Here is a 24749-nt window from a genome sequence, read left to right on the forward strand (position 1 = left end):
CCGTGACAGAGCGGTGGGCGGTGCGGCAGCGGGCTGCGTCCGTGCGGTCCGGTGGTGCAGTATGAGCCGGATGCAACGAGGACTGGTTCACGCGGTGGCCTGGACGCTGGCGACCGGAGCCGCGGTCACGCTGTCGTGGTTCGGGGTGCACACCGTGCTGTCCGGCACCGCGTACGACCCGCCGCGCGCGCTGCCGTTGTCCGCCCGGGTGTCCGGGGCCGCGCCGGACGGCGACGCCTCCCCGCGGGCCTCCTCCACGCACCGCCCGAAGCCGTCCCGTTCGCCGGACCGCGGCCCGGCGCCCGCCGACGGCACGCCCTCCGGTCCGGCGGACCCGTCCGCCACGGGCGGCGCCCGGCCGCACCCGGACCCGTCCCCGCAGGACAACTACCCGCAGGCCTCCGGCGGCCGGATCAAGAGCTACTCCACGGCGGGCGGCCGGGTGGTCTTCGATCTGGGCGGCCGCTCGGCCGAGTTGGTGTCGGCGACGCCCGACGCGGGCTGGCAGATGCAGGTGTGGAAGCAGGACGGGTGGATCCGGGTCGACTTCTCCGGCAGCGCCCATACGTCGGTGTTCTGCACCTGGAACGGCCATCCGCCGACCGTGCAGATCAACACCGGCGGGGCGTAGCGGCGAGCGGCCCCGCCCGCGGCTCCCGGCTCCCGGCTCCCGGCTCCCGGCTCCCGGCTCCCGGCTCCCGGCTCAGTCGAAGGCGCCGGCCGGCGGGGCGGGTGAGGCGAGCGCGGTGGCGTCGGTGACCGGTGCCGCGCCGCCGGTGAAGTCCCGCAGTGCCCGGCCGTGTTCGACCCGTGCGGACTGCGGATCGGTCGCCGCCCGCCGGGTCAGTTCGGCGACGGGCAGCTCCCCGTCGGCGGCCAGCAGGACGGCGTTGCCGAAGCGCCGGCCGCGCAGCACGGCCGGGTCGGCGGTCAGGCACAACTCGGGGAAGACCGTACGGACGGTGGCGATCTGGCCGCGCAGGAACCGCAGCGGCGGCCCGTCGGCGAGGTTCGCCGCGTAGAACCCGCCGGGGCGCAGCGCCCTGCGGACCTCCGTCACGAACTCCGTGCTGGTCAGGTGCGCGGGCGTGCGCGCACCGCCGAAGACGTCGGCGATGACCAGGTCCGCCCAACCGTCGGGGATCTTCGCCAGGCCGGCGCGGGCGTCGCCGCCGCGCACCCGGATCCGCCAGCCGCTGTCCCATGGCAGCTGCCGGCGTATGAGCTGGACCAGCGGTGCATCGATCTCCACGACCTGCTGGGTGGACCGGGGGCGGGTCGCCGCGACGTAACGGGCCAGCGTCAGGGCGCCGCCGCCGAGGTGGACGACGCGCAGCGGTGCGCCGGGCGGGCCGGCGAGGTCCGCCAGGTGCCCGAGGCGCCGCTGATAGGAGAAGTCGAGGAAGGACGGGTCGTCGAGGTCCACATGGGACTGCGGGGCCCCGTCGATCAGCAGCGTCCAGCCGCGCGGCCGGTCCCGGTCGGGCCGTAGCTCGGCGAGTCCGCCGTCCACCGCCTCCGTGACGGTCTCCGGGCCGCCGCGCCCGCGTCTGCTCTTCGCCATGCCCTCCAGTATGGCCCGTGAGGTGACGCCGGAATCCGCAGGTCAGCGCAGGGGCCCGTCTCTCGCGACGCGGCCGCCTCCGTGGTGCGGGGGCAGAGTGGCGAACCACCCACGACCGGAGCCGGAGGTGGTCCGCCAACTTGACCTCTCGAACCGGGCCGGCCCCGATGGTGCTCCGGACCGGCCGGCCGATCAGCGGTTGATGCAGACGTTCCCGAAGGCCGGGTTCAGCAAGCCGGGCGCGTTGACGCTGTTGCCGCACACGTTGATCGGGATGTTGATCGGCACCTGGATGTTGTTACCGCTGAGGATGCCCGGGGAACCCGCGGCAAATCCCGCAGCGGTGGCGCCACCGAAGCCCCGGCCATCGCGACCGAAACGACCGTGGTCGCCGCGGCCGTGGCGGCCGTGGTTGCCGTGGTGACCGTCCGTACTTGCAGATGCGATGCCGGCGCCGCTGAGCACAACGGCGCAGCTGACGGTGGCAATCGCGGCGGTCGTAACAAACCGCTTCATCCCATTCTCCTTTCAGTTCGTGAATGGGGCAACCGGTCACAACGAGCGAAATGGGTCAGGGATGCGGGCGTTCCCCCGTCCGGGAAATCGTTAGCCCTTATGGCAGTAACGAAGCGGCCCCGCCGAAGTCCGGTATTCCGCTGTTCGGGAACCCTGACCCGGATCCGGCGTGCCTGCCGCGGTTTCCAGCATGATTTCTGTCAGAGTGCTCTCCTGTTTGACTGATTGAAGTCGGAGAGGAAGACATGCGGAAGTCGATGGACCGCCCCGGGCGCGGCGTCGTATGCGCACTGGCTTCCTTGGCATTGTCGGCCGCACTGTCCTCGGCGGCCGCCGCGCCGGCCCCCAGGGAATCCGCAGGAATTCCCTTCACCGAGCGCTATCACGTCACCCAGCACGGCGGTATCGCCCGCGCGGCGAACTCCTCGGCCATCTGCAAAGCGGCGGCCGGCCGCACGGGCGGACCGTGCGCGGCGGCCCGGCAGGACGGGGCCGGCCGGATGGGACACCACGGGACGGCGTACCCCGACGTCGACTCCGACGCCCGCACCGACAGCTCCAGCCGCGCGACCCTGCGCCTCCCGGCCGGCTCCCGGGTCAGCTACGCCCGGCTGTACTGGGGCGGCACCCTGCGGGCCGGCACCCGCAAGGCCGCCGGGGACAGCGGACGGATGCTGGTCGCCGGTCCCGGCGGCCGGTACCGGACGGTGCGCGCCGACACCGTCACCGGCCACCTCGGCCGGGCCGCGGCCGACGGCTTCCAGGCGTCCGCGGACGTCACCGGGCTGGTGCGCAGGAGCGGTCCCGGCGCCTACACGGTGGCGCGGACCAAGGGCGCGAAAGGCCCGTCCGCGGCCGGCGGGTGGGGCGGCTGGACGCTGGTGGCCGTATACGAGAACGCGAAGGAACCGCTGCGCAAAATCGCGCTGTGGGACGGCTTCCCACGGCTGACGGCGGACCGTCGTGCGTTTACGGTCCGGCTCAACGGACTGCACATCCCGGTGAACTCACAGGGCCGCGCCGGCGTCGTCGCATATGGCGGATACCGGGGCCGCGGAAATGACGCACTCACCGTCCGGGCCGGCCGCCACCGCCCGCTGAAGGTGCACGATTCCGCCAACCCGGCGAACGATGTGGTGAACTCGACCATCACCGACTTCGGCCGGCCGGCGGCGCGGCGGCCCGCTTACCGGAACACCCTCGGATTTGATTCCGATGTATTCGACATCACCCCCGCACTGCGGTCCGGCGCCGATCGGCTCACATTCCGTTTCACCACCCGCAACCCGGGATATCTGCTCGGCGCGCTCTTCGTCCAGGCCGATACCAGGCACTGAACGGCGCGCCCGGAATTTCCCGCAGAGAGTTCTGTCGGCTCGCTAATCAGGGGAGCAGTGCGTGCTGCCGCAAGACCAGCAGTACCGAGCGCGGCCCATGACGTCGGGCGACGGCGGGGCGCGGCCCGGTGTGCCGGGCACCAGGACCAGGGAGCCGATCAGGCGATGACGACGGACAGCGCGGACGCGCCCCACTCCGCCCGGGTCCGGCCCCCGGCGGCGGCCGCCGTTCCGGCCACCGCCGGGGTCCACCCGCCGCGCGGGCCGGCCCGGGAGACCCTGCCCCCGCCCCGGCCCGGCCCCGGCGTACGACAGCGGGCCGTCGCCCCGCTGGTGGCCGCCGACTGCCTGGCCACCGTCTGCACCGCACCGGCCGTCCTCGGCACCGGCACCGCGCCGATGGCGCTCGGCCCCCTGGTCCTGGGCCTGCTGCTGCTCCACTCCCGCGCCGGCCTCTACCGTCCGCATCCCGCCCCGAGCCTCCTCGGCGCGCTGCCGGTGCTGCTCGGCCGGGCCGCCGTCTGCTGGTGCGCGGTGGCCGCGGTGCTCGCCGCCGTACGTCCCGCGCAGGCGCTGCCACCGGCCCTGCTGGCCGGCGCGGTGGCGCTGCACACCGCGCTGGTCTGCGGCGCCCGGGCCCTGGTCCACCGGGCGCGGCGGGCCGCCGCCCGCCGCCTCCCGCGCGCCACGCTGATCGTCGGCGCCGAACCGGCCGCCCGGCAGCTCGCCGCCGTGCTGCACGCCCGCCCCGGGTACGGGATGCGCCCGGTGGGCGTGGTCGTGACGGGGGAGCCGGCCGGGCCCGAGGCGCCCCCGGCACCCGCCGGACCGCCGCGGCTCACCACCCCGCAGGACATCACCCGGGCCGTCATCCGGCACACGGTGCGGGACGCGGTGTTCACCGTGCCGCCGCACGGCGATCCGTACACCGCCGCGCTGTTGCGCCGCTTCATCGACCAGGGCGCGGCGATCTGGCTGGCCGGTGCCGCGGCCGCGCTGGAGGGCCGCCCGCCGCCGGCGTCCGGCCATCTGGGGGGCTTCGCCTGGCGGCGGCTGGAGACCGCGCCGCCGCGGCACGGCGGCGCGGGCAAGCGGGCGCTGGACCTCGTCGTGGCGGTGGTGGCCCTGGTGGTGGCGGCCCCGGTGCTGCTGGGCGGTGCGCTGGCGGTCCGGCTCGCCGACGGCCCGGGGGTGCTCTGCCGGCAGGAACGCGTCGGCCGGGGCGGCCGCGGCTTCCTGCTGCTGACGCTGCGCACCCGGCGCCCGTACGACGGGGACGCGGCGAAGGCGCCCGGGGAGGCGGCGGACGACCTCCGGACGAGCCGGGTCGGCCGGCTGCTGCGGCGTACCGGGGTGGCGGGGCTGCCGCGGTGGTGGAACGTCCTGCGCGGCGACCTGAGCCTGGTCGGGCCGTGCCCGGAAACCCCCCGCACCGTCGAGCGGTGCACCCGGAGTTGCCCGGAGTACGGAGCCCGGCACCGGATGGCGCCGGGCCTCACGGGGCTGGCGCGGGTGCACGGGCTGCACGGCGGCTCCCCCGTGGCGGACCGGGCCCGCTACGACAACCTCTATATCGACAGCTGGTCGTGGGGGCAGGACGTCCGGATCATGCTGCGGGCCGTGGCCCGGCTGCCGCGGCGGGAGGGCCGATGAGCACCCGCGCCGCGTACCCCCTCCGCCGGCCGCCCGCCCCGCGCGCGCCGCGCCGCCGTGCGCTGCCCGCGGGCGGCCCGGCCGGCCCGGCGGCCGCCGACCAGATCACCACCCCGGCCGCTATCCCTGGAGGCATCCGGTGAAGGTTCTGCATGTGATCACAGGCCTCGAAGTGGGCGGCGCCGAACAGCAGTTGCGGCTGCTGCTGCGCCGGCTGCCCGCGTACTGCGAGGTCGTCACCCTGACCGGCCCGGGCCCGGTCGCCGAGGGCATCGAGGCCGACGGCACCCCCGTCACCCACCTCGGCATGACCGGCGAGCGGGATCTGTCCGCACTCCCCCGCCTCGCCCGGCTGATCCGCGACGGCGGCTACGACCTGGTGCACACCCACCTCTACCGGGCCTGTGTCTACGGCCGGATCGCCGCCCGGATGGCCGGCGTCCGGGCCGTGGTCGCCACCGAGCACTCCCTGGGCGACGCGGTCATCGAGGGCCGCCGGCTGACCCGTGGCGTGCGGACGCTCTACCGGGCCACCGAGCGGCTGGGGGCGGCGACGGTCGCCGTCTCGGACACCGTCGCCGCCCGGCTGCGCCGCTGGGGAGTACCGGAGCAGCGGATCCATGTGGTGCCCAACGGGATCGAGGCGCACCGCTTCGCCTTCGATCCGGCCGCCCGCGCCCTGGTCCGCACCCGGCTGGGGCTGCCGCTGGACGCCTTCGTGGTCGGCGGGGCCGGCCGGCTGGTGCCCGGCAAGCGGTTCGACGTCCTGGTCCGGGCGGTGACCCAGCTGCCGGGCGTGCATCTGCTGCTGGCGGGCGAGGGGCCGGAGCGGGAGATGCTGCGGCGGATGGCGGAGCAGTTCGGCTCGGGCGACCGGATCCATCTGCTGGGCACGCGGGGCGGCGCGGTCGACACCGAGGCCGACGGCCCGGAATCCGCCGGACCCGATATCCCGGGACTGCTCTCCGCGGTCGACGCCTTCGTCTCCCCCTCCCCGTCGGAGGCGTTCGGACTGGCCGTGGTGGAGGCCCTCGCGTCCGGCCTGCCCGTACTCCACGGCAGCTGCCCGGCGGTCGACGAACTGCCCGCCGACCAAGCGCCCGGCGCCCGCCACTTCAGCCCGGTCGTCCACGAACTTGCCACCGCACTCCGGGAGTTGCGCCGTCAGGGACCGGACCGGCTGCCGGTCCCGCCGGTGGTGCGGCGCTATGACATCACCCGCAGCGCCGCGGCGCTGATGTCGGTCTACGAACAGGTCCTGGCCGGCGCACCGGTACGGCGGCGCGGCCCGGCGCGGGTGTCCCCGGTGCCGGTGCCCCCGCCGCAGGGGCGGGCCGCCGCGCTCCCGGCGGCGAGCGTGTGCCTGCCGGACCCGGCCCGCTCCCCCGCCCCGTCCCCGCTCTCGAACAGGTAGGCAGCGCGATGGCCGAGACCGTGCAGCAAGCACCCCCGGAGGAAGGGCGGGCGGGGGCCGGGGGCGCCGTGGGCCCGCCCGCACGCACGGTCCGCGGTCGTGGCTGAGGGGCTGCGCGCGGTGTCCTCGTTCGACACCGAGGTGCCCGTCCTGCTGCTCCGGCTCGACCCCGGCCCCTTCCCCCGCGACACCCTCGGCGTGGTCGGCTCACTGGGCCGGGCGGGAATCGAGGTGCACGCGGTGGCCGCATCGGCGCGCGGTCCCGTGGCCCGGTCGCGGTATCTGCACCGGATGTACGCCCGGCCCGGAGAGCTGGCCGCGCCGAGCGCGCAGGCCCCGCTGCTGGACCTGCTGCGCGACCTCTCCGAGGGCATCGGCCGGCCCGCCGTGCTGCTCCCCGTGGACGACCGGGGCGCCCTCGCCGCGGCCCGGCTCGCCGGCCGGCTGCTGGGCCGCTATCTGCTCCCCGCCCAGCCCCCCGGCCTGCCCGAGCAACTCGCCGACCGGGCCCAACTCGCCCTGCTGTGCCGGGAGCTCGGCCTGCCGCACCCGGCGACCGTCGCCCCGGCCGGTGCGCGGCACGCCGCCGACGCGGCAGCCGAGCTCGGGCTGCCGCTGGTCGCCAAGTGGAGCCGGCCGTGGCTGCTGCCCCCGTCGGCCGGGCTGCCCGGCACCACCCTGGTGCACACCCCCGACGACGCCCGGCGGCTGTACGAGCGGACCGAAAGCGCCGGCAGCGCCCTGCTGTTGCAGCGCCTGCTGCCCGGCGGACGGGGCACCGACTGGTTCTTCCACGGCTGCTTCACCGGCGACGGCGGGTGCCTGATCGGCGGACCGGGCCGCGCGGGCCGCGGCCGGCCGTGGGCGGGGCCGGCCGCGGCCGGCCGCCGGCTGCCCAACCCCCAGGTCGAACGGGCCGCGCTGCGGCTGGCCGGGCACCTGGGCTACCGCGGCCTGCTCGACCTGGACTTCCGCCGGGACGCCCACGGCCGCTACCACCTCCTCGGCGCCGCCCTGCGGCCCGGCGCCCACGTCCGGCTCGTCACCGACCCGTCCTCGGGACTCGATCCGGTCCGGGCGCTGCACCTGGACCTGACCGGCCGTACGGTGCCGCGCGGCCCCGGCGCCCCCGGGCGGCGGTTCCGTCCGGGCACGTACCGCAGGCGCACCGCCCCACCGGACGGCACCCCGCCGCTGCCCGCCCGCTCCTCCGCGGCGCCGCACGGCATGCCGCGCGGCGTGCCCCCCGCGCCCACGCCCGGGGCGCCGCCCCGGCCTTGAGCGGCACGGCACCTGACGACTTGTAGCCGGGGCGGGGCGCTCTCCGGTCCGGAGGGGCGCCGCCCCCGGGGGCCGCCTCCGGCCCCGGGGCCCCGCCGGCTCGGGGCCCTCCACACCGCACCCAGAGAAAGAGCAGGGACCTTCCATGTACGACCTCGTGGTGGTGGGCGCCGGCCCCTACGGACTCTCGATCGCCGCACACGCGGCGGCGGCCGGACTGCGGCTGCGGGTCCTGGGCCGGCCGATGGCCTTCTGGCGCGACCACATGCCCGACGGCATGCTCCTCACCTCCGAACCCTGGGCCTCCGATCTCTCCGCCCCGGAGGGCGCCCACACCCTCGCCGACTACTGCGCCGCCCACGACCTGACCGCCGAGCACGGCGTCCCGCTGCCCCTCGACACCTTCACCGCGTACGGCAGATGGTTCGGCGAACAGGCGGTACCCCAGGTCGACGAGGTCACCGTCACCGCCGTACGCCCCGACGGCGACGGCTTCCACGTCGAGACGGACACCGGCGAGCAGATCGCGACCCGGACGGTGGCCCTCGCCCTCGGCGTGCTGCCGTTCGTCAACCGCCCCTGGCCGCTGCTCGAACTGCCCCCGGACCTCGCCTCCCACAGCAGTGACCACCGCGATCTGCGCGGCTTCACCGACCGGGACGTCACCGTCATCGGCTCCGGGCAGAGCGCGCTGGAGACCGCGGCCCTGCTGGCCGAACACGGGGCCCGGCCCCGCATCGTGGCCCGCGCCGACCGGCTGCGCTGGCACGCCCCGCCGCAGCCGCCGGCCCGCGGCCGGCTGCGGGCGCTGCGCGATCCGCACTCCGCGCTGGGCACCGGCTGGCCGAACCGGGTGTGGTCCCAACTCCCCTGGGCGGTGCGCCGACTGCCCTCGGCGACCCGGCTGCGGATCGCCGAGCACGCGGTGGGCCCGGCCGGCGCCTGGTGGTTGCGGGAGCGCTTCGAGCCGGTGGTTCCGGTGCTGCTCAACCACCGGGTCCGGGCCGCGGCCGCCCGGGACGACGGGGTGCGGCTCCACCTCACCCATACGGAGGGCGGCACCGAGACGCTGGACACCCACCACGTGGTGGCGGCCACCGGGTTCATCCCCGACCTCGGGCGGCTGCGGCTGCTCGCGCCCCACGTACGCACCACGCTCTGGACGGTGGGCGGCAGCCGGGCGCCCGAGCTGACCTCCGGCTTCGAATCGTCCTGGCCCGGGCTGTTCTTCGCGGGGCTGCTCACCGCGCCGTCGTTCGGCCCGTCGATGCGCTTCGTGCACGGCGCGGCCTTCACCGCGACGCGGCTGGTGCGCGGCGTCCAGCGCCGGCTCGGCGAACGGCGCGGCGCCACCACGATCCCCCGCCCTGCCAGGGACAGCGAACCGGCCACCCCCTAGGGCCGGTCACCGCCCCGGCCCCGGACACACTGCGGGCCGCCCGGCACCGGCCGGGCGGCCCCTTCCTCCGTTGTCCTTTTTCTTCCGTTGTCCTTCTTACCGGCAGCGGTCTCACCGGCAGGGGTCCTACTGGCAGCGGTCGACGGCCTCGATCGTGCGGGCGGCCTCACCGAGTGCCGCGCGCAGCACGACGGGGTCGGTGGCGTCGGCACCCGCGCCCTCCGGGGGCACCAGCCAGCCGGTCCCGGTGGCCGGCGGCTCCACCGGGGTCCCCTCCCCGCACAGCGCGGCCAGGTTGATGCCCCGTCCGGAGGTCTGGGTACAGGCGCTGCCCGGCAGGTCCCAGCCCGCGGCGGTGCCCGCCGGGACCAGAAAACCGAGGGTGTCGCAGGCGCCGTCGTGCAGCACCGGGCCGACGCCGTCCCGCAGCCGGAGGATGTCCACGGCTTCCAGCCCCTGCCGGGCCGGCACCGTGACGAGGTCACACTGCCGCTCCGGTGCCGGCGGTGCCCCGCCCGTGACGACCTGCCCCCGCCGGCCGCCGGCCTGGCCCGCGGACCCCTTGCCGCCCCTGCTCACGCCGGTCTCCCACACGGAGAACCCCTCCTCCTGCACGCGGTGCGCCCTTTACACCGGGTTCAACGTCCGGAGGTGTCAACAGCTACGGCGGCGTAACGCTGCAAAGGATGGCAGTTCATGGCAGATCGCGCGTGAGATATCCGATTTGCGGCCAAACTGTGCGTATCGAAGCCATCACAGCCGGTACGGTCGTCCCGCCGCATCGCCAGGAGGCGGCAACGCCGCAGGATGGCACGGAGAGGGCACGGAGAGGGTCCGCCATGGCGTCGCCAGAAGCAAGATCAGCGTCGTCCCGCACCGTACCCGCCCGCCCGAACCTCGCTTTCCGACAGCTGCGCGGCCGGCTGTCGCCAGGCGAGTTCGCGGCGGCGGTCCGACGGTCCGCCCGTGAGATCGGCGAACAGGTCTCGTGTGACGCCCGCTATGTGGGGCGTGTCGAGTCCGGGGAAATCCGGTGTCCGAACTACGCCTACGAGCGGGTCTTCCGGCACATGTTCCCCGGGCTGACGCTGCCCGACATGGGGTTCGCGCCGCGCGAGGCGGTACGCGGACGGGGGGCGCGTGCCACAGCGGTCGGCGCCGCGCCCCTGGCACCCGTTCCCGACCACCGCGATACCCGTATCCAGATCTGCGAGGAGAGCGACGTGCTGCGTCGCGCGTTCATCACCGGCGGCCCGGCAGCAGCCCTGGGCATTGCCGCCCTGCACCCCATCGAGGCCGCTGCCGCCGCCGTGTCCGCCCCTGTGCCGGGGCCCCGTACACCGCCGGTCGGACGGGCCGGTGCCGCCGAGGCCGCCGCCGTCGAGGAGGCGGTCCGGCACATCCGGCTGCTGGACGACCGGCACGGCGCGGAGGGCATCTACCGCCGCGCCGCCCAGCCGCTGCGCGCCGCCTACGAGTTGCTGGACGCGGATGTGCAGCGCCGCTCGGTCTCCGACCGGCTGCACGCCGGCGCGGGCGAACTCGCCATCTCCGTCGGCTGGTTGGCGCACGACTCGGGCCGCTTCGACGACGCCCGCTCGCACTACGCGGAGGCGCTGGCCACCGCCCGGGTCTGCGGCGACGCCGGCCTGGAGGCGCATGCCTTCTGCAACACGGCCTTTCTGGCCCGCGACGCCGGCCGCCCGCGCGAGGCGGTGCGTGCCGCGCAGGCCGCGCAGCAGGCCGCCAAGCATCTGGCCTCACCGCGACTGCTGTCGCTGCTGGCGCTGCGGGAGGCGGGCGGCTGGGCCGGGCTCGCGGACCGCTCCGGCTGCGAGCAGGCGCTGGCCAGGGCGGAGCGGCTGTTCGCGGGCGGGGCGCGGGACGGCGACCCGGAGTGGATGACGTTCTACGGCGAGGCCGAACTGGCGGGCCTGGAGGCGCAGTGCTGGTCGGCGCTGGGTGACGCGGAGCGCGCGGTGGAGCACGCGCGCCGGGCGGTGGCGCTGCAGAACCCGCACTTCACCCGCAATATCGCCCTGTTCACCGCGGAGCTCGCGGGCGACCTCGCGGACAGCGGGGAGTACGAGGAGGCCGCCGAGGCCGGGGGCCGGGTGCTGACGCTGCTGACGCAGGTCCGCTCGGCCCGTATCCGCACGATGCTCGACCGCACCGTCCACACGCTGCGGGCGCACCGCGACCGGGGTGCGGTCGACGACTTCCTGGCGCGGCACGCGGCATCGGACGCGGCGGCAGCGACCGGTCCGTCCGGTGCGGCCGGTGCGGCCGGTGCGTCCGGTGGCGGGGCGCCGGACGCGGCGCCCGGATGACGGCCGCGGCCGCCGGGCCGGGGCCCGGCTGACGCCCCGCCGGCTCCCGGGCCGGAGCCGGCCCGGGAGCCGTCGGCCGAGGTGGCCCGTCAGCCGAGGTGGCCGGTGTCGTTCCAGCGCTCGATCGCCGGCTCCCCGTAGGCCCGGCCGAGCACCGACAGGGACGTCGGCTCCAGCCGGATCCGGGCGCCGAAGGAGATGTCCAGGCCCAGCCAGCGGGCGCCCAGGGCGCGCAGGATGTGGCCGTGCGCGAAGACCAGCACATCGCGGTCGGCCGACCGCGCCCAGCCGATGACCTCGTCCGCCCGGGCGGTGACCGCGGCGAGCGTCTCGCCCTCCGGCACCCCGTCGCGCCAGATCAGCCAGTCCGGCCGGGTCGCCTTGATCTCGTCCGGCGTCAGGCCCTCGTACGCGCCGTAGTCGATCTCCATCAGGGCGTCCCAGGGCTGCGCCCGGTCGCCGAAACCGGCCAGCTCGCAGGTCTCCTTCGCGCGCACCAGGGGGCTGGTGCGGACCTCGACGCCCGGCAGGCCGTCCCAGGGGGCGCGGTGCAGCCGCTCGCCCAGCAGCTTGGCGCCGCGCCGGCCCTCGTCCAACAGCGGGACGTCGGTGCGGCCGGTGTGCCTGCCGGACAGGGACCACTCGGTCTGTCCGTGCCTGGCCAGGAATATGCGCGGTGCCATGGTCGTACCTCTCGCCGGCTTCTCGGCTGATCGTTGCTCGGTGCGGGCGGCGCTGACCGCGGGCTTTCCATCATCGCGCACCGGGTCGTTTTGTCCGCGGCGGGGGAGGCCGAGCCCGGCGGGGAGGGCCGTCCCGCCGCGGCCGGGCGGGCGGACGCCCCTCTTGTCGGTGCCGGATGCGAGACTTCCGCGGGTGAACGTTTCACGCGACGGCCGACCCGCGTCGGCCGCCCCCGTGGCGGGGCGGCCGGCGGCGACACCGAGCCTGCGCCAAAGGCTCACCGAACTGCGCGGCCCCGGTGTCCGCCCCCGCTCCCTCGATGCCCGCGCGCTCGCCGCGCTGGCCGCCAACCCCGGCTGCCGGCGCCGGGCGCTGCTGGACGGCGCGGGCATCGACAAGGCCGCGCTGGCCCAGGCGCTGGGCTCGCCCGCGGCGTACGGCCAGTCCCAGTTCGCGATCGTCCGCAGCCATGCCTTCGAGGCCCGGGTGACCGCCGACGGCGGCACGGAACTGCTGCGGCTGCTGCACGAGCGGCTGCCGCCCGGCACCCCGCCGCCCGCGCCCGACGAGGTCGCCACCCCGGAGCTGTCCGCGGCCGGACCGGAGGGCCGTACGGCGCGTACGGCGCTGGCGCTGCGCGAGGCGACCGCGGCCGGCGGCTGGGCGCTGCTGCGGCACCCGATGCTGGCGGTCGAGGTGGCCGGCTCGCCCGCCTATGTGGAGCCGGACGCGGTGGTGGTGCATCCGGACGGCAGCTGGACGGTCGTCGAGATCAAGTCCTTCCCCATGATCGACGGTGCCGCGGACGCCGCCAAGGTGGGCGCCGCCGCCCGGCAGGCCGCGGTGTACGTCCTGGCCCTGGAGCCGGTCGCCGGCCATGTCGGTGCGCACACGGGCCGCGAGGTGACGGTCCGCGACCGGGTGCTGCTGGTGTGCCCGAAGGACTTCTCCAACCTCCCCACCGCCGCGTCCGTCGACGTCCGCAAGCAGTTGGCCACGACCCGACGGCAGCTGGCCCGCCTCACCCGCGTCGAGGACATCGCCGGCGCGCTCCCCGAGGGGACCACCTTCGACCTCCGCCTCGGGGACGACGGGAAGACGGCCACCCGTCCGCCCGAAGAGCTGGCCGAGGCCGTCGAGGCGGTCGGCGCGGCCTACGCCCCCGAGTGCCTGGCCGCCTGCGAACTGGCCTTCCACTGCCGCAAGCGGTCCCGCGAGGAGGGCGCGGTGGAGGCTCTGGGGCGCGGCGTACGGGGCGAGTTGGGCGGGCTGCGCACGGTGGCGGAGGTGCTGGCGGCGGCCGGTCCCGGTGCCCCGGAGCCGCCCGTGGCGCCCGGCGGCCCGGACGACCCGGCCGTCGTCGCGCTGCGCCGGGCCGCCGCGCTGCGCGCCGAGACACTGTCCCGGGCCAGGGTGCCGGGGCCGCGAGCGGAGGAGCCGGGATGTCACTGATCGACACGCTGGCCCGGATGGAGGCGGTCGCCGCGGGACGCGCCCAACCGCGGTGCACGGTCCGCCACCGTCATCTGTCCCAGCGGCCGCTGGTGCTGGTCCCGTTGACGACCGCGGGCGAGGCCGGTGCCCCGCTGGGCGCGCTGGTCGGCACGGACCGCGAGAAGCCGGCGCTGCTGGCCGTGCCCCAGCCGCGCGACCGTGAGCTGCGGTTCGCGTTCCTCGCCGAGCTGGCCGAGGCGGTGCTGCCGTACATGGACGGCTTCGCGGACGCCGTCGAGTGGGAGGAGCGCAAGGAGACCGACCCTCAGACCGGCAAGAAGGTCCCGGTGCAGGTCGAACTGTGCGCGGACGCACCGCAGTTGCTCGTGCCCAGCGGCGCCGGAATCGAGTTCGTACGGCTGCTGGGCCGCTCGATGCGGTTCCGGCGCACGGCCGAGCAGGAGCCGGAGGCGCCGTACCCCGCGCCGCCGCACGTCCCGCTGCTGGGCCGCTGGCTGACGCATGTCGGCGAGCGGGCGCGGGTCCCGGGCTCCGGTCTGCTGCTGTCCATGACGGACCTGCTGACCCGCCACTGGGCCACCGGCCAGAGCGCGCTGGAGGACCAGCATCTGGGCGCGCTGCTGTCGTGGATCGACCCGCCGCCGGGGATGTCGGGGCGGGCGGCCGCCGAGCGCGCGGAGTGCGCGCGGGACGCGGACGGGCAGCTGCTCTGCCCGCCGGCCGGCCCGGCCACCGACCCGGCGTTCGACAACCGGCTGCTGGCGCCCGCGATGGCCCGCTACGACGCCGGGCTGCCGGGCGCCGAGGAGGCGCTCCGCGCCCTGATCGAGGGCCAGTTGCGGCCGACCTGGGACGCCGTGTGGCACGGCGTCGACCTGCTGCGGGCGCTGCCGGAGGGCACGCGGGTCGCCGAGCGCTGGAAGCGCGACCGCTGGTCGTACACCGCGCACCGGGACCGGGTACGCGCCGGCGAGCCCCCGCAGCCCCGGCAGGACGACGCGGTCACCGCCGCCCAGAAGTTGTCGGCCCGGGAGAGCGCGCAGGCCCGGCTCGACGCCCAGGAGGCCCTGGACGACCCGCTGGTGATGGCGGGGCGCCGGCTGGCCGGCGAGGCGTTCCAGGGCACGGTCAGCGCCGTCGAGATGGCCTTCTCCGAGGGGAAGCGGCCGATGCCGCGCCCCCTGGTCACCGTGCACACGGACGACCGCCCGCAGCTGGCGGAGGGCGTCAGGCTCCACCGTCCGCTGCCGGACGGCCGCACGCAGACCGCCGAGTTCGTCGCGTTCGAGGATGGCGACGAGGCGGCGCCGGTGGTGCGGCTGACGGGCGGCATGGGGCGGGGCCGGGCCCCGGAGCCCGGGTCGGTGCCGGAGCCCGCGGACACCGTGTGCTGGACGCTGTTCGAGCACTCCCCGCGCGGCGGGCCCGAGCTACCGGACCCCGAGGAGACGCCCTGGACGCACGGCGGCCCGCCGCCCGGTGCCGCCGGTGCGCCGCACGACGCCCCCGACCCCGTGACCGCGGAGGACTATCTGTGACCCGTCCCCGGCCCTCGACCGCCCTGGAGAACACCGCCGTATGACGGCCACTCAGGCTCACCGTCCCGACCCCGGCCGGCCCTTCGATCCCGCCGCCGAGGCCGCCGCGGCGACCGACCGGATCCTGCACGACACGCTGCACGGCACCCAGCGCGGGGTGGTCGTGGACTCCCCGCCCGGCGCCGGCAAGTCCACCCTCGTGGTGCGGGCGGCGCGCGAACTCGCCGCCGCCGGACGCCCGCTGATGGTGGTGGCGCAGACCAACTCCCAGGTCGACGACCTCGTGCTGCGGCTCGCCGAGAAGGACCCGCGGCTGCCGGTCGGCCGACTGCACAGCAGCGAGCCCGGGGCCTTCGACCCGGCGCTGGCCGAGCTTCCCGCGGTCCGTACGTCCGCGAAGATCGCCGAGCTGGCCGGGATGGACATCGTGGTCTCCACGGCCGCGAAATGGGCGTACACCAAGGTCGACGAGCCCTGGCGGCACGCCATCGTGGACGAGGCCTATCAGATGCGCTCCGACGCGCTGCTGAGCGTCGCCGGGCTCTTCGAACGGGCGCTGTTCGTCGGCGACCCGGGCCAGCTGGATCCCTTCAGCGTGGTCGGCGCGGAGCAGTGGGCGGGGCTGGCGTACGACCCGTCGTCGAGCGCGGTGTCCACGCTCCTGGCCCACAACCCCGGTCTGCCGCAGCACCGGCTGCCGGTCTCCTGGCGGCTGCCCGCCTCGGCCGCGCCGCTGGTCTCCCGCGCGTTCTATCCGTACACCCCGTTCCGCAGCGGCACCGGCCCCGGCGACCGCCGGCTGGCGTTCGGCGTGCCGGGCGACGGCTCGGGCGTGGACCGCGTGCTGGACGAGGCCGCCGAGTCCGGCTGGGGCCTGCTGGAACTCCCCGCCCGCCACACCCCGCGTACGGACCCGGAAGCGGTACGCGCGGTGGCCCACGTCGTACGCCGGCTCCTCGACCGCGGCGGCGCCACGACCAGCGGGGTCTCCCCGGCCGCGGCCGGGGAGGCGCCCGCCCCGGCGCCCCTGACGGCCGGCCGGATCGCGGTCGGTACGGCCCACCGGGACCAGGCGGCGGCCGTCCGCGCCGCGCTCGCCCAGCTGGGGGTGACCGGCGTCGCGGTCGACACCGCCAACCGCCTCCAGGGCCGCGAGTTCGACGTCACGGTCGTGCTGCACCCGCTCTCCGGCCGCCCCGACGCCACCGCCTTCCACCTGGAGACCGGCCGGCTGTGTGTGCTCGCCTCCCGCCACCGCCACGCCTGCATCGTGGTCTGCCGGGCGGGCGTCGCCGACCTGCTGGACGAACACCCCTCGACCGAACCGGTCAGCCTCGGCGTCACGGTCAAGTTCCCGGACGGCTGGGAGGCCAACCACGCCGTCCTCGCCCATCTGGCGGAACACCGGGTGGGGTGGCGCCCGTAGGCCGGACGGGCCCCGGTTTCCCGCCGCCGCGGCCGGCCGGTACGTGCCGGCGGACGGTCCTGGGCGGGGCGTACTTGCGCGGGGCGGGACAATGGAATGCGGCACTCGATCTGGAGGTAGGTACATGTCCGAGCCGCAGCCGGCTCCCGACCCGCGTGGTGCGGCACCCGGACCACGGCGCATGAAGCCCGCGCAGCTGCTCTTCGAGCCGCCCGAGGCCGCCGCCGATCCCGAGCACTTCTTCGATCTGGAGTCGATGGAGGATCCGCGCGAGCTGCTCAGCCGCGCCACGGAGCTGACCCTCGCCTTCCGCGCCGCGGCCGACCGCGCCACGGAGTTCCAGGCGCTGGCCGCGGCCCAGCTGGCCGACCCCAGCCGGTTCGACCGGATGCCGCTGGCCGTGCTCGCCGAGCAGGCGGAGTGGACCGAGGACTACGCCCAGAAAATGATCGAGTTCGGGCGCAGCCTGATGCGCAGCGGCAGCTCGCTGCCCGGCGACATGGACTGACCGCCCCCGCCCTCGGCCGGCTCCGGGGGTGCTGCCCGCCCCAGGCGTCCCCTCCGGCTCATGGTCCATGATCATGGGCCGGGGGCATATGCAGGGAGCGAAAGATACCGGCTCCCGCCCCGCCCCGCCCCGATTTCCCGCAATCAGCGAAGACCTGGCGCGCCGGCTGGGTAGACCTGTTCCCATGAGCGACTGGCTGCCTGACACCCCGCGCACCCTGGCCTTTCCCACCTCGGCATATGTCACGCTCGCCGGCGCGGACTGGCTCGCCTCCGCCGGCCCCGACCCGGACGCGGTACAGGCGGCGTGGGCCGCCCAGCCGGCGGCCCCGAGCGTGCTGCCGTGCGGCACCGCCTTCGACGTCATCAATGCCCCCGCGCTCTTCGGGCGGCGGATGGTGGACCACTTATGGTCCACCGGCCCCGGCTCGGGGCCGGTGGCCGCGCACCGCGGCCGGATCCTGCTGTTCGCCACCCCGGGCGCGGCCCAGCGGCTGCCCGCGCTGCTCGTCTGGGAGGAGTGGGCCGCCGCCGTCCCCCCGCTGTTGTGCCACGGCAGCGGCGACGCGGTGACCGTCCCCCCGCTGCACCCCCGCCACGGCGCGGCCGAGGTCGCCGCCGCGGCCGCCGAGGACCCGTCCGGTCCGGCCGCCTCCCGCTGGCTGGTGGCACCGGATGTCCGCAACCCCTGGCTGCCGGGTCCGGACGTCCTGCTGTGGGCGTGCGTCCGCGCCGCCCGTTCGATGGCCGGGCCGGAGCGGGACACCGCAGCTCAGCACCGCGTTTCGGCGCTCACACCGGGCTGAGACAAACCGATTTTTGCCCTCCCCGGCCAGGATGCTAATGTTTTCCCCGTCAGCAGGCGCCGCTAGCTCAGTTGGTTAGAGCAGCTGACTCTTAATCAGCGGGTCCGGGGTTCGAGTCCCTGGCGGCGCACAGACAAACGAAGGCCTCCACCATGATGGGGGCCTTCGTCGTGTGCGCTCCCGCGGTGTGCCGGGCCGGCGTCAGCCGTGCCCGACCTTGACCGCCCAGTCCCCGTCGGTGGTCCGGCCCGCGACCTGGATGCGGACGCCGTCCTTGGCGTCGTCCATGCTCTCCCCGACGCCCAGCGGCGCGTCCGCGAGCGGCGGATAGACCGAGGTACCCCAGCAGGCCGAGGTGCCGGGGTGGCCGTCGAGGACCTGCACCGGCCCCGAGCCGGAGGCGGTGTCGCTGTGCACGCGGTAGACCAGGACGCCCTCGGTGCACAGCGAGCGGTCGTTGCCCGTGGCGTCGCGTGCCTCGATGACCAGGGCGCTGTCGTGCCCCGTACGCAGCACCAGGAGCCGCGGCCGGCGCCGCTCGCCGGCGTCCCCGGGGGCGGACAGCGTCCGCAGGGAGTGCATGGCCGGGCCGGCCAGGTCGATGCAGTCGACCTGCCGGTCGGTGATCCAGCCGAGCCGCCACTTGTGCCAGGCGAAGGGGTCGGGCGCCAGGCCGAACTGGCTGCCCATGAGGTCCCAGTCGCCTACGTAAGTGTCCCAGTCGCCCTTGCCGCCCTCGGGCCGGTGGTAGAGATCCGGCAGATCGAAGACGTGCCCGGTCTCGTGGGCGAGGACGTTGCGGTCCGGCGGGCTCTGCTCGAAGACGGTGACGAACCGGCGCAGATCGCGGTCGTCGGCGTGCATCGGCTGGTCGAGGTTGACGACCTTGGTGGCGTCCGAGTCGACGCCGGGGGCGTCCGGATCGGCGACGAAATAGACCACGTCGTAGCGGCTGAAGTCCACGGACGGATCGGCGGCGGCGACCGCGTCGCGCAGATAGGCCGAGCGCCGGTCGGCGTCCCAGTCACGCTGTATCCCGTACGAGGCGGAGGGGCGCGGCATCCGCACCCAGGAGCGGTGGATGTGCGGCCGCAGCCGGAACCGGCCGTACGAGGCACGGGCGAAGAAGCCCGAGGTGGCCGGGAAGTAGTCGTGGGACAGCTCCTGCGGGGTGCTCTCGGGCCGGGCGTCCGGGAAGGACAGGTAGATCATGACGGCGTCGAGCCGGCGGTCCGGGCGCGGATAGGACCCGTTCCAGCCGTCGACCCCCTCGGAGTGGTGCGCGTCGGTGCGTCCCAGGGCGCACGGGAGCACGGCCTCGGAGGCGGTGGCGGGGCCCGCCACGATCGAGGTGGCGATGAGCGCGCTCAGGGACGTGGCGACGGCCGCGAAGCGCCGCAGACGGCGGCGGTCTCCCCCGTCGGGTGTCCGGGCGCACGGCACACATACCTCCAGGGACGGATTCGGAGACCTCATCTACCCTGGGGCGATTTAATGCTATTCGGCCCGTTTTGGAGACCCGGGCGGGTGACCGGCGCGTCTTCATTGACTCGTAACGGAAAGTCACAAACGACCAACGGGGCATTCGGCATGAACACAGGCGGACAGAAATGGCTGAAGTTCCGTCATGCGGGCGGAGGATCCCGGTTGCGTCGCTGGATCGGCCGTTGCACCAGCCTCTATGATCGCCACACTTTCCAGCGCGAGATCCCCCCTCCATCACGAGACAAGCGCCATGCGGGAGCGAGCAGTGAGCGGACACCCCGACAGCCCGGGCCGCACGCCCGGGGCGACGCTCCCCTCAGTGACGGAGCGTAATGGCACGACCAAAGAACCCGCCGAGACCCGGCCTGCCCCGACCGGCCGCCGCGACGACGGCGCGGCCTCGCTCGGCGACTACCGCGCGGCCTTCTACGCGGGCCGGCTGGCGATGGCCGTCCTCAACCGCGACGGCCTGGTGCTCGCCGCCAACCCCGCCTTCGGCGAGCTGCTCGGCACCGACCCGGACGAGCTGGTCGCCACCAGCGCGGCCGACCTCACCGACCTCGGCGCCGACCCCCGGGTGTGGACCGCCTACCGCGAGGTGCTGTGCGGGCGCAGCGAACGGCTGCGCTGCACCCGCCGGCTCAAACACACCGAGGGGCACTCCGTCTGGGTGGAGGTGACCGTCGAGCCGCTCACCCCGGAGCCGCTCAGCGGCGAGGAGCGGATGCTGCTGTCGGTCGCGGACATCAGCGACCGGCACGATCTGCTGGCCCGGCTGCGGCATCTGCAGATGCACGACCCGGTGACCCGGCTGCCCAACCGGGCGCTGTTCTTCGAGCGGCTCTCCACCGCGCTGGAATCCGCCTCCGTCGAGCCGTCCGGCACCGGCCGGATCGGGCTCTGCTACCTCGACCTGGACGGCTTCAAGGCCGTCAACGACACCCTCGGGCACCGCGTCGGCGACCGGCTGCTGAGCGCGGTGGCGCAGCGGCTGACGCGCTGTGCGGAGAGCGCCGCGGACCGCGGGCCGGGCCGCGCCGGGCATCTGGTCGCGCGACTCGGCGGTGACGAGTTCGCTCTTTTGGTGGAAGACTCCACCGGCACCGAACAGCTGGCCGAGCTCGCCCAGTGCGTCCTGGACGCGCTGCAGCGCCCGTTCGACCTGGCCGGGCAGCGACTGTCGGTCTCGGCGAGCATCGGCGTGGTGGAGCGGGCCGCCGGCGGCACCACCGCCACCGGTCTGATGCAGGCCGCGGACACCACGCTGTACTGGGCGAAGGAGGACGGCAAGGCCCGCTGGACGCTCTTCGACCCGGAGCGCAACGCCCACCGGATGACCCGGCAGGCGCTCTCCAGCACCCTGCGGCCGGCCGTCGACCGCGGCGAATTCACCCTGGAGTACCAGCCGTTGGTCGGACTGGGGGACGGCCGGGCGCAGGGCGTGGAGGCGCTGGTGCGCTGGCGGCACCCGCAGTTCGGGACGCTGTCGCCGAATCGGTTCATCGCGCTGGCGGAGGAGAACGGCGCGATCGTCGAGCTGGGCCGCTGGATCCTGGAGCGGGCCTGTCACCAGGCGCGTGCCTGGCAGCTGGCGCACCCGGACCAGCCGCTGTTCGTCAGCGTCAATGTGGCCGTACGTCAGGTCTGGGACTCCGACCTGGTCGCCGATGTCGCCGGGATCCTCGCCGAGACGGGGCTGCCGCCGCATCTGCTGCAGCTGGAGCTGACCGAGTCGGCGGTGATGGGCTCGGCCGGCCGGCCGCTGCAGGCCCTGCAGGCGCTGAGCGACATGGGCGTACGGATCGCCATCGACGACTTCGGCACCGGCTACTCCAACCTCGCCTACCTCAGCCGCCTGCCGGTGTCGGTGCTGAAGCTGGACGGCTCCTTCGTCCGCGGCTTCCGTTCGCAGGAGCACCCCAACCCCGCGGACGAGATGATCGTCGAGGCGCTGGTGGCGCTGGCGCACCGGCTCGGCCTCACGGTCACCGCCGAGTGCGTGGAGAGCGCCGAGCAGGCCGAGCGGCTCCGCCGGATCGGCTGCGACACCGGCCAGGGCTGGCTCTACTCCCGTCCCGTGGCCCCCGACCGCGTCGAGGCCCTCCTCGACGCGGGCCGCCATACGGGGGCCTGAACCGAACGACAGGCCCTAGCCCCGCGGCAACCCGTACGCGTCCGCGATCAGCTCGTACGCGCGCAGCCGGGCCGCGCTGCCGTGGGCGTTGGCGGTGATCATCAGCTCGTCGGCGCCGGTGCGCTTGGCGAGGTCGTCCAGGCCCTGGCGGACCGCGTCCGGGGTGCCGTGGACGACGTTGCCGAGCCAGCTGTCGACGAAGTGGCGTTCCGCCTCCTGGAAGGGGTACGCCGCGGCCTCCTCCGGGGTGGGGACGAGGCCGGGGCGGCCGGTGCGCAGCCGGAGCATGGACAGCGCGCCGGTCATGACCTGGCGGCGGGCCTCGCGCTCCTCCTCGGCGGCCAGCGCCGCGACCCCGATCAGGGCGTACGGCTCCGCGAGCGTCTCGGAGGGGCGGAAGGAGGCGCGGTAGAGGTCCAGCGCGGGGAGGGTGTGGGCGGCGGAGAAGTGGTGCGCGAAGGCGAACGGCAGGCCGAGCGAGCCGGCCAGCCGGGCGCTGAAACCCGACGAGCCGAGCAGCCACACGGGCGGCCGGTGGGCGGATTGGACCCCGCCGGGCGAGGTTCCCTGGACCGGGCCGGGGACCGCGTGGATCCCGGCGTACGGATGGCCGTCGGGGAAGGAGTCGTCGAGGAAGCGGGTCAACTCGGCCAGCTGCTGGGGGAACTCGTCCCCAAGCTCTCGGCTTCGCTCGAGCAGGGGAGACCCCATTGCCCCTTCGTGGTGGCGGCCCCTGCGGAGCGCGGCGGCGGTGGCGCCGTCCGTGCCCGGTGCCCGGCCCAGGCCCAGGTCGATGCGGCCGGGAGCCATCGCCTCCAGGGTGCCGAACTGCTCGGCGATGACCAGCGGGGCGTGGTTGGGCAGCATCACGCCGCCCGACCCGAGCCGGATGCGTGCGGTGTGGGCGGCGAGATGGGCGAGCAGCACCGCGGGCGAGGAGGACGCGACGCCGGGCATGGAGTGGTGCTCGGCGACCCAGTAGCGGTGGAAGCCGCGGCGTTCGGCCGTACGAGCCAGCTCGACGGCGGTGCGCACCGCACCGGACGCGGTGTGGCCCGCGCCGACCGTCACCAGGTCGAGCACCGACAGCGGGACCGGGGCGCTGCCCAGGGCGGTGCCCCGTATCCCGTCGCCGTCGTCGTGGATCGTCTCGCCGCTGCCCCGGATCTCGTCCGCTTCACCGCTCACGGTGCGGTCCTCCTCGCGTCGCTGGTCTGCCGTGAGGGCAACCGGAGAGTATCTCCACTTATTCCCGGGTCAGATCCCGCGCGGAGGACCGCTTCCGGGGCGGGGGACCGCTTCCGGGGCGGAGGACCGCTTCCCTGGCGGGGGCCGGGCCGCAGCGTCCGGCCCCCGCCCGGGGTCAGGCGTGCGAGGTCCGGGAGAAGAGGGTGCCGAGCACCGGGCAGGAGAGGGTGCGGTCGAGCAGCCGCAGCCCCTCCCAGACCGTCACCTGGTTCGCGGTGAGCACCGGCTTGCGCAGCTCCGCTTCGAGGGCCGGCAGATGGTCGGCGGTGTGCAGCGCGGTGTCGGGCAGCAGTACCACCTCGGCATCGGGATGGTCGCCGGCGCGAGCCAGCGCCAGCACCTCCGCGCGGCCCCAGGTGCCGACCTCGGCGGCGGTGATGATGCCGCTGGCGCGGGTCGAGACGACCTCCGTCCCGGCGGACTTCAAGAACGCGTGGAAGTGCTCGGCGACATCGTCGGGGTAGGTGGCCGCGATCGCGACCCGCCGTGCCCCGAGCGCCTGGACGGCATGGGCGAAGGCGAAGGACGTACTGGACGCGGGCAGGCCGGCGGTGGCGGACAGCTCCCGGACCTGTTCGTGGGCGCCTTCCCAGCCGAAGACGAAGCTGGCGCTGGTACAGGACCAGACGACTGCCTCGGCGCCGCGCTCCTTGAGCTCGTCGACGCCGGCCGCCAGCCGCGCGGCGGAGCCCATCTCCAGCAGCGCGTCGACGCGGTGCGCGTCCTCGCCGATGTCGGTGTGGACCAGCGGCAGGCGGACCGTGCCGCCCAGGAGCTCTTCGATACGGGGGTAGTCGTCCTCCGCGGAGTATCCGGGATAGAGGAAGCCGACCGATGCCATGCAGGTCTCCCTTGCGCGTACGGCTGCGGATGCAGGGGCGTTCGTGGATGCGTTCACGGGTGGAGCGGTGCGGTACGGACGGAGCGCTGCCGGCGAGCGGGGTCACGCCGGCAGCGTCCGGGACCGGGGGCGGACCCTCAGACCGGGGGCAGGCCTCCGGTGTCCTCGGGTGGGTAGGGCGGCGGTTCGAGGCCGTCGACCACCTCCCCCTCCGGTGGCGCGGGAGGCCCGGCGAAGGCGGCCTCGGGGGTCGCCCGCGGTCCGGTGTCCACCGGCTCCGATCCGCTCATCGCGGCCGGCCCGCGCCGTGCCACCGGATCGAGCAGCGCCTGATACGGGCCCACCGCCGCGACGCCGATGGCGCGCAGCGCGGCCCACATCGTGACCTGGTTGGCCGACAGCACCGGCATCCGCAGCTCGGCCTCCAACTGCGGGATGACGTCGTACGTCGGCAGGTTCGTACAGCTGATGAAGAGGGCCTCGGTGTCACCGACCACGGCCGCGCGGGCCATGTCGACGACGTCGCGGTAGGGCACCTTCCAGATGTGCCGGGTCAGCCCGAGATAGGCCCGGCCGGTGACGGTGATGCCCGCCTCGCCGAGGAAGTCCTCCAGGGAGTCGGTGACCGATTTCGTGTACGGCGTGACCACGGCGATGCGCCGTGCGCCGATCTCGCGCACCGCTTCGATCAGCGCGCCCGAGGTGGTGAGGGAGGGCACCTCCCCCGCCTGGACCATCGCGGCGCACATGGCCCGCTCGCCCGCCATCCCCCCGACGAAGCTGCCGGAGGTGCAGGCATAGGAGATGACCTGCGGTGACACCGCGCACAGCGCTTGGACCGCGGCGTCCAGGGTTTCGTGCTCGCTGACCAGCCGGGCCAGGTCGAGGCTGACCTCGACCGGCACGAAGGGTGTTCGGGTGAGGTGGAGGGACACGTCGTCGGGCACCCATCGCCACAGCTCTCGGTCGAGCGCGAAGTCGAAGGGAGCGACAACACCCACGCCGAGCTGCGGCTGTGGGCCACCCAGAAAAGAGACGTCCATGAAGGCCCCTAGAACAAAACGAAGGGCTGGAATGGCCAGGCCAGTGGCCGAGGAGGTGGTGCAGCCGGATCAAGCCGGGACGTCGGGA

General features: G+C 75.1%; 22 protein-coding genes and 1 tRNA gene. 15 read left to right on the plus strand and 8 right to left on the minus strand.

From position 1 onward, the window contains the following. The first annotated feature begins 70 nt into the window (after positions 1-70). Entirely contained in the window at positions 71-631 is a 561-nt protein-coding gene (locus EST92_RS04420) for a hypothetical protein (RefSeq protein WP_129279615.1), read from the plus strand. Between the two features lie 72 nt (positions 632-703). Here the strand turns inward: EST92_RS04420 and EST92_RS04425 are convergent, their stop codons facing one another. Further along, positions 704-1564 (minus strand): fused MFS/spermidine synthase, encoded by an 861-nt coding sequence (locus tag EST92_RS04425; RefSeq protein WP_129279616.1) that lies wholly within the window; start codon positions 1562-1564, stop codon positions 704-706. A gap of 192 nt (positions 1565-1756) precedes the next feature. Beyond that, entirely contained in the window at positions 1757-2080 is a 324-nt protein-coding gene (locus EST92_RS04430) for a chaplin (protein WP_129279617.1), read from the minus strand. Positions 2081-2379: 299 nt separating this feature from the next. Between EST92_RS04430 and EST92_RS04435 the strand changes: the two genes are divergently transcribed. The 6 genes from EST92_RS04435 (at position 2380) to EST92_RS04455 (ending at position 9164) form a co-directional block, all read left to right on the plus strand. Further along, complete coding sequence (locus EST92_RS04435) at positions 2380-3417, plus strand: hypothetical protein (RefSeq protein ID WP_343283771.1); 1038 nt, start codon at positions 2380-2382, stop codon at positions 3415-3417. 165 nt (positions 3418-3582) lie between these two features. Then, positions 3583-5070, plus strand: coding sequence for a sugar transferase (locus EST92_RS04440; protein ID WP_129279619.1), 1488 nt, complete (start codon positions 3583-3585; stop codon positions 5068-5070). Continuing rightward, a complete protein-coding gene (locus tag EST92_RS31530) occupies positions 5067-5213 on the plus strand; it encodes a hypothetical protein (RefSeq protein WP_154073960.1) in 147 nt (48 codons plus the stop codon). The genes EST92_RS04440 and EST92_RS31530 overlap by 4 nt, the downstream gene beginning before the upstream one ends. Further along, on the plus strand, positions 5210-6484 hold the full coding sequence (locus EST92_RS04445; protein ID WP_129279620.1) for a glycosyltransferase: 1275 nt from the start codon (positions 5210-5212) through the stop codon (positions 6482-6484). Before EST92_RS31530 ends, EST92_RS04445 begins: the two co-directional genes overlap by 4 nt. A 99-nt stretch (positions 6485-6583) precedes the next feature. After that, the gene (locus EST92_RS04450; protein WP_129279621.1) at positions 6584-7765 is read left to right on the plus strand and encodes an ATP-grasp domain-containing protein; all 1182 of its coding nucleotides are present in this window, start codon (positions 6584-6586) and stop codon (positions 7763-7765) included. A gap of 145 nt (positions 7766-7910) precedes the next feature. Then, positions 7911-9164, plus strand: a complete 1254-nt coding sequence (locus tag EST92_RS04455; RefSeq protein ID WP_129279622.1) for an NAD(P)-binding domain-containing protein — start codon at positions 7911-7913, stop codon at positions 9162-9164. A gap of 126 nt (positions 9165-9290) precedes the next feature. On the opposite strand, the gene EST92_RS04460 is transcribed toward EST92_RS04455, so the two are convergent. Next, positions 9291-9758, minus strand: coding sequence for a hypothetical protein (locus EST92_RS04460; protein WP_174243921.1), 468 nt, complete (start codon positions 9756-9758; stop codon positions 9291-9293). Between the two features lie 245 nt (positions 9759-10003). Between EST92_RS04460 and EST92_RS04465 the strand changes: the two genes are divergently transcribed. Continuing rightward, entirely contained in the window at positions 10004-11494 is a 1491-nt protein-coding gene (locus EST92_RS04465) for a tetratricopeptide repeat protein (RefSeq protein ID WP_129279624.1), read from the plus strand. An 89-nt stretch (positions 11495-11583) separates the two neighbouring features. On the opposite strand, the gene EST92_RS04470 is transcribed toward EST92_RS04465, so the two are convergent. Further along, positions 11584-12177: a histidine phosphatase family protein gene (locus tag EST92_RS04470; RefSeq protein ID WP_129279625.1), complete on the minus strand. Its 594-nt coding sequence runs from the start codon at positions 12175-12177 to the stop codon at positions 11584-11586. Positions 12178-12412: 235 nt separating this feature from the next. On the opposite strand from EST92_RS04470, the gene EST92_RS04475 reads away from it, so the two are divergent. The 6 genes from EST92_RS04475 to EST92_RS04500 all read left to right on the plus strand — a co-directional run bounded on the left by EST92_RS04475 (position 12413) and on the right by EST92_RS04500 (position 18040). Then, positions 12413-13630 (plus strand): hypothetical protein, encoded by a 1218-nt coding sequence (locus tag EST92_RS04475; RefSeq protein ID WP_129279651.1) that lies wholly within the window; start codon positions 12413-12415, stop codon positions 13628-13630. Beyond that, a complete protein-coding gene (locus EST92_RS04480) occupies positions 13621-15171 on the plus strand; it encodes a hypothetical protein (protein WP_129279626.1) in 1551 nt (516 codons plus the stop codon). Before EST92_RS04475 ends, EST92_RS04480 begins: the two co-directional genes overlap by 10 nt. A 40-nt stretch (positions 15172-15211) precedes the next feature. After that, positions 15212-16597: an AAA family ATPase gene (locus EST92_RS04485; RefSeq protein ID WP_129279627.1), complete on the plus strand. Its 1386-nt coding sequence runs from the start codon at positions 15212-15214 to the stop codon at positions 16595-16597. Positions 16598-16721: 124 nt separating this feature from the next. Beyond that, positions 16722-17105, plus strand: coding sequence for a hypothetical protein (locus EST92_RS04490; RefSeq protein WP_174243922.1), 384 nt, complete (start codon positions 16722-16724; stop codon positions 17103-17105). 184 nt (positions 17106-17289) lie between these two features. Then, complete coding sequence (locus EST92_RS04495) at positions 17290-17910, plus strand: bifunctional DNA primase/polymerase (RefSeq protein WP_129279628.1); 621 nt, start codon at positions 17290-17292, stop codon at positions 17908-17910. A 56-nt stretch (positions 17911-17966) separates the two neighbouring features. After that, positions 17967-18040, plus strand: a tRNA-Lys gene (locus EST92_RS04500). Between the two features lie 71 nt (positions 18041-18111). Here the strand turns inward: EST92_RS04500 and EST92_RS04505 are convergent. Then, positions 18112-19353, minus strand: a complete 1242-nt coding sequence (locus EST92_RS04505; protein ID WP_129279629.1) for a M6 family metalloprotease domain-containing protein — start codon at positions 19351-19353, stop codon at positions 18112-18114. A gap of 361 nt (positions 19354-19714) precedes the next feature. Here EST92_RS04505 and EST92_RS04510 point away from each other — a divergent pair, with 361 nt between their 5' ends. Then, on the plus strand, positions 19715-21529 hold the full coding sequence (locus EST92_RS04510) for an EAL domain-containing protein (RefSeq protein ID WP_129279630.1): 1815 nt from the start codon (positions 19715-19717) through the stop codon (positions 21527-21529). A gap of 15 nt (positions 21530-21544) precedes the next feature. On the opposite strand, the gene EST92_RS04515 is transcribed toward EST92_RS04510, so the two are convergent. The 3 genes from EST92_RS04515 to EST92_RS04525 form a co-directional block, all read right to left on the minus strand. Further along, entirely contained in the window at positions 21545-22717 is a 1173-nt protein-coding gene (locus tag EST92_RS04515) for an LLM class flavin-dependent oxidoreductase (RefSeq protein ID WP_129279631.1), read from the minus strand. Positions 22718-22892: 175 nt separating this feature from the next. Further along, a complete protein-coding gene (locus EST92_RS04520; protein ID WP_129279632.1) occupies positions 22893-23618 on the minus strand; it encodes an aspartate/glutamate racemase family protein in 726 nt (241 codons plus the stop codon). Between the two features lie 137 nt (positions 23619-23755). Next, on the minus strand, positions 23756-24661 hold the full coding sequence (locus tag EST92_RS04525) for a decarboxylase (RefSeq protein ID WP_129279633.1): 906 nt from the start codon (positions 24659-24661) through the stop codon (positions 23756-23758). Positions 24662-24749 lie beyond the last annotated feature (88 nt).

The sequence above is a fragment of the Streptomyces sp. TM32 genome (assembly GCF_004122755.1).
GTDB classification, from domain to species: domain Bacteria; phylum Actinomycetota; class Actinomycetes; order Streptomycetales; family Streptomycetaceae; genus Streptomyces; species Streptomyces sioyaensis.

Excerpts from the sequence above, each read along its gene's own strand:
- EST92_RS04420 (WP_129279615.1), top strand. The coding sequence starts at position 71 with ATGCAACGAGGACTGGTTCACGCGGTGGCCTGGACGCTGGCGACCGGA.
- EST92_RS04425 (WP_129279616.1), bottom strand. The coding sequence starts at position 1,564 with ATGGCGAAGAGCAGACGCGGGCGCGGCGGCCCGGAGACCGTCACGGAG.
- EST92_RS04430 (WP_129279617.1), bottom strand. The coding sequence starts at position 2,080 with ATGAAGCGGTTTGTTACGACCGCCGCGATTGCCACCGTCAGCTGCGCC.
- EST92_RS04440 (WP_129279619.1), top strand. The coding sequence starts at position 3,583 with ATGACGACGGACAGCGCGGACGCGCCCCACTCCGCCCGGGTCCGGCCC.
- EST92_RS31530 (WP_154073960.1), top strand. The coding sequence starts at position 5,067 with ATGAGCACCCGCGCCGCGTACCCCCTCCGCCGGCCGCCCGCCCCGCGC.
- EST92_RS04455 (WP_129279622.1), top strand. The coding sequence starts at position 7,911 with ATGTACGACCTCGTGGTGGTGGGCGCCGGCCCCTACGGACTCTCGATC.
- EST92_RS04465 (WP_129279624.1), top strand. The coding sequence starts at position 10,004 with ATGGCGTCGCCAGAAGCAAGATCAGCGTCGTCCCGCACCGTACCCGCC.
- EST92_RS04470 (WP_129279625.1), bottom strand. The coding sequence starts at position 12,177 with ATGGCACCGCGCATATTCCTGGCCAGGCACGGACAGACCGAGTGGTCC.
- EST92_RS04480 (WP_129279626.1), top strand. The coding sequence starts at position 13,621 with ATGTCACTGATCGACACGCTGGCCCGGATGGAGGCGGTCGCCGCGGGA.
- EST92_RS04485 (WP_129279627.1), top strand. The coding sequence starts at position 15,212 with ATGACGGCCACTCAGGCTCACCGTCCCGACCCCGGCCGGCCCTTCGAT.
- EST92_RS04490 (WP_174243922.1), top strand. The coding sequence starts at position 16,722 with ATGTCCGAGCCGCAGCCGGCTCCCGACCCGCGTGGTGCGGCACCCGGA.
- EST92_RS04495 (WP_129279628.1), top strand. The coding sequence starts at position 17,290 with ATGAGCGACTGGCTGCCTGACACCCCGCGCACCCTGGCCTTTCCCACC.
- EST92_RS04520 (WP_129279632.1), bottom strand. The coding sequence starts at position 23,618 with ATGGCATCGGTCGGCTTCCTCTATCCCGGATACTCCGCGGAGGACGAC.
- EST92_RS04525 (WP_129279633.1), bottom strand. The coding sequence starts at position 24,661 with ATGGACGTCTCTTTTCTGGGTGGCCCACAGCCGCAGCTCGGCGTGGGT.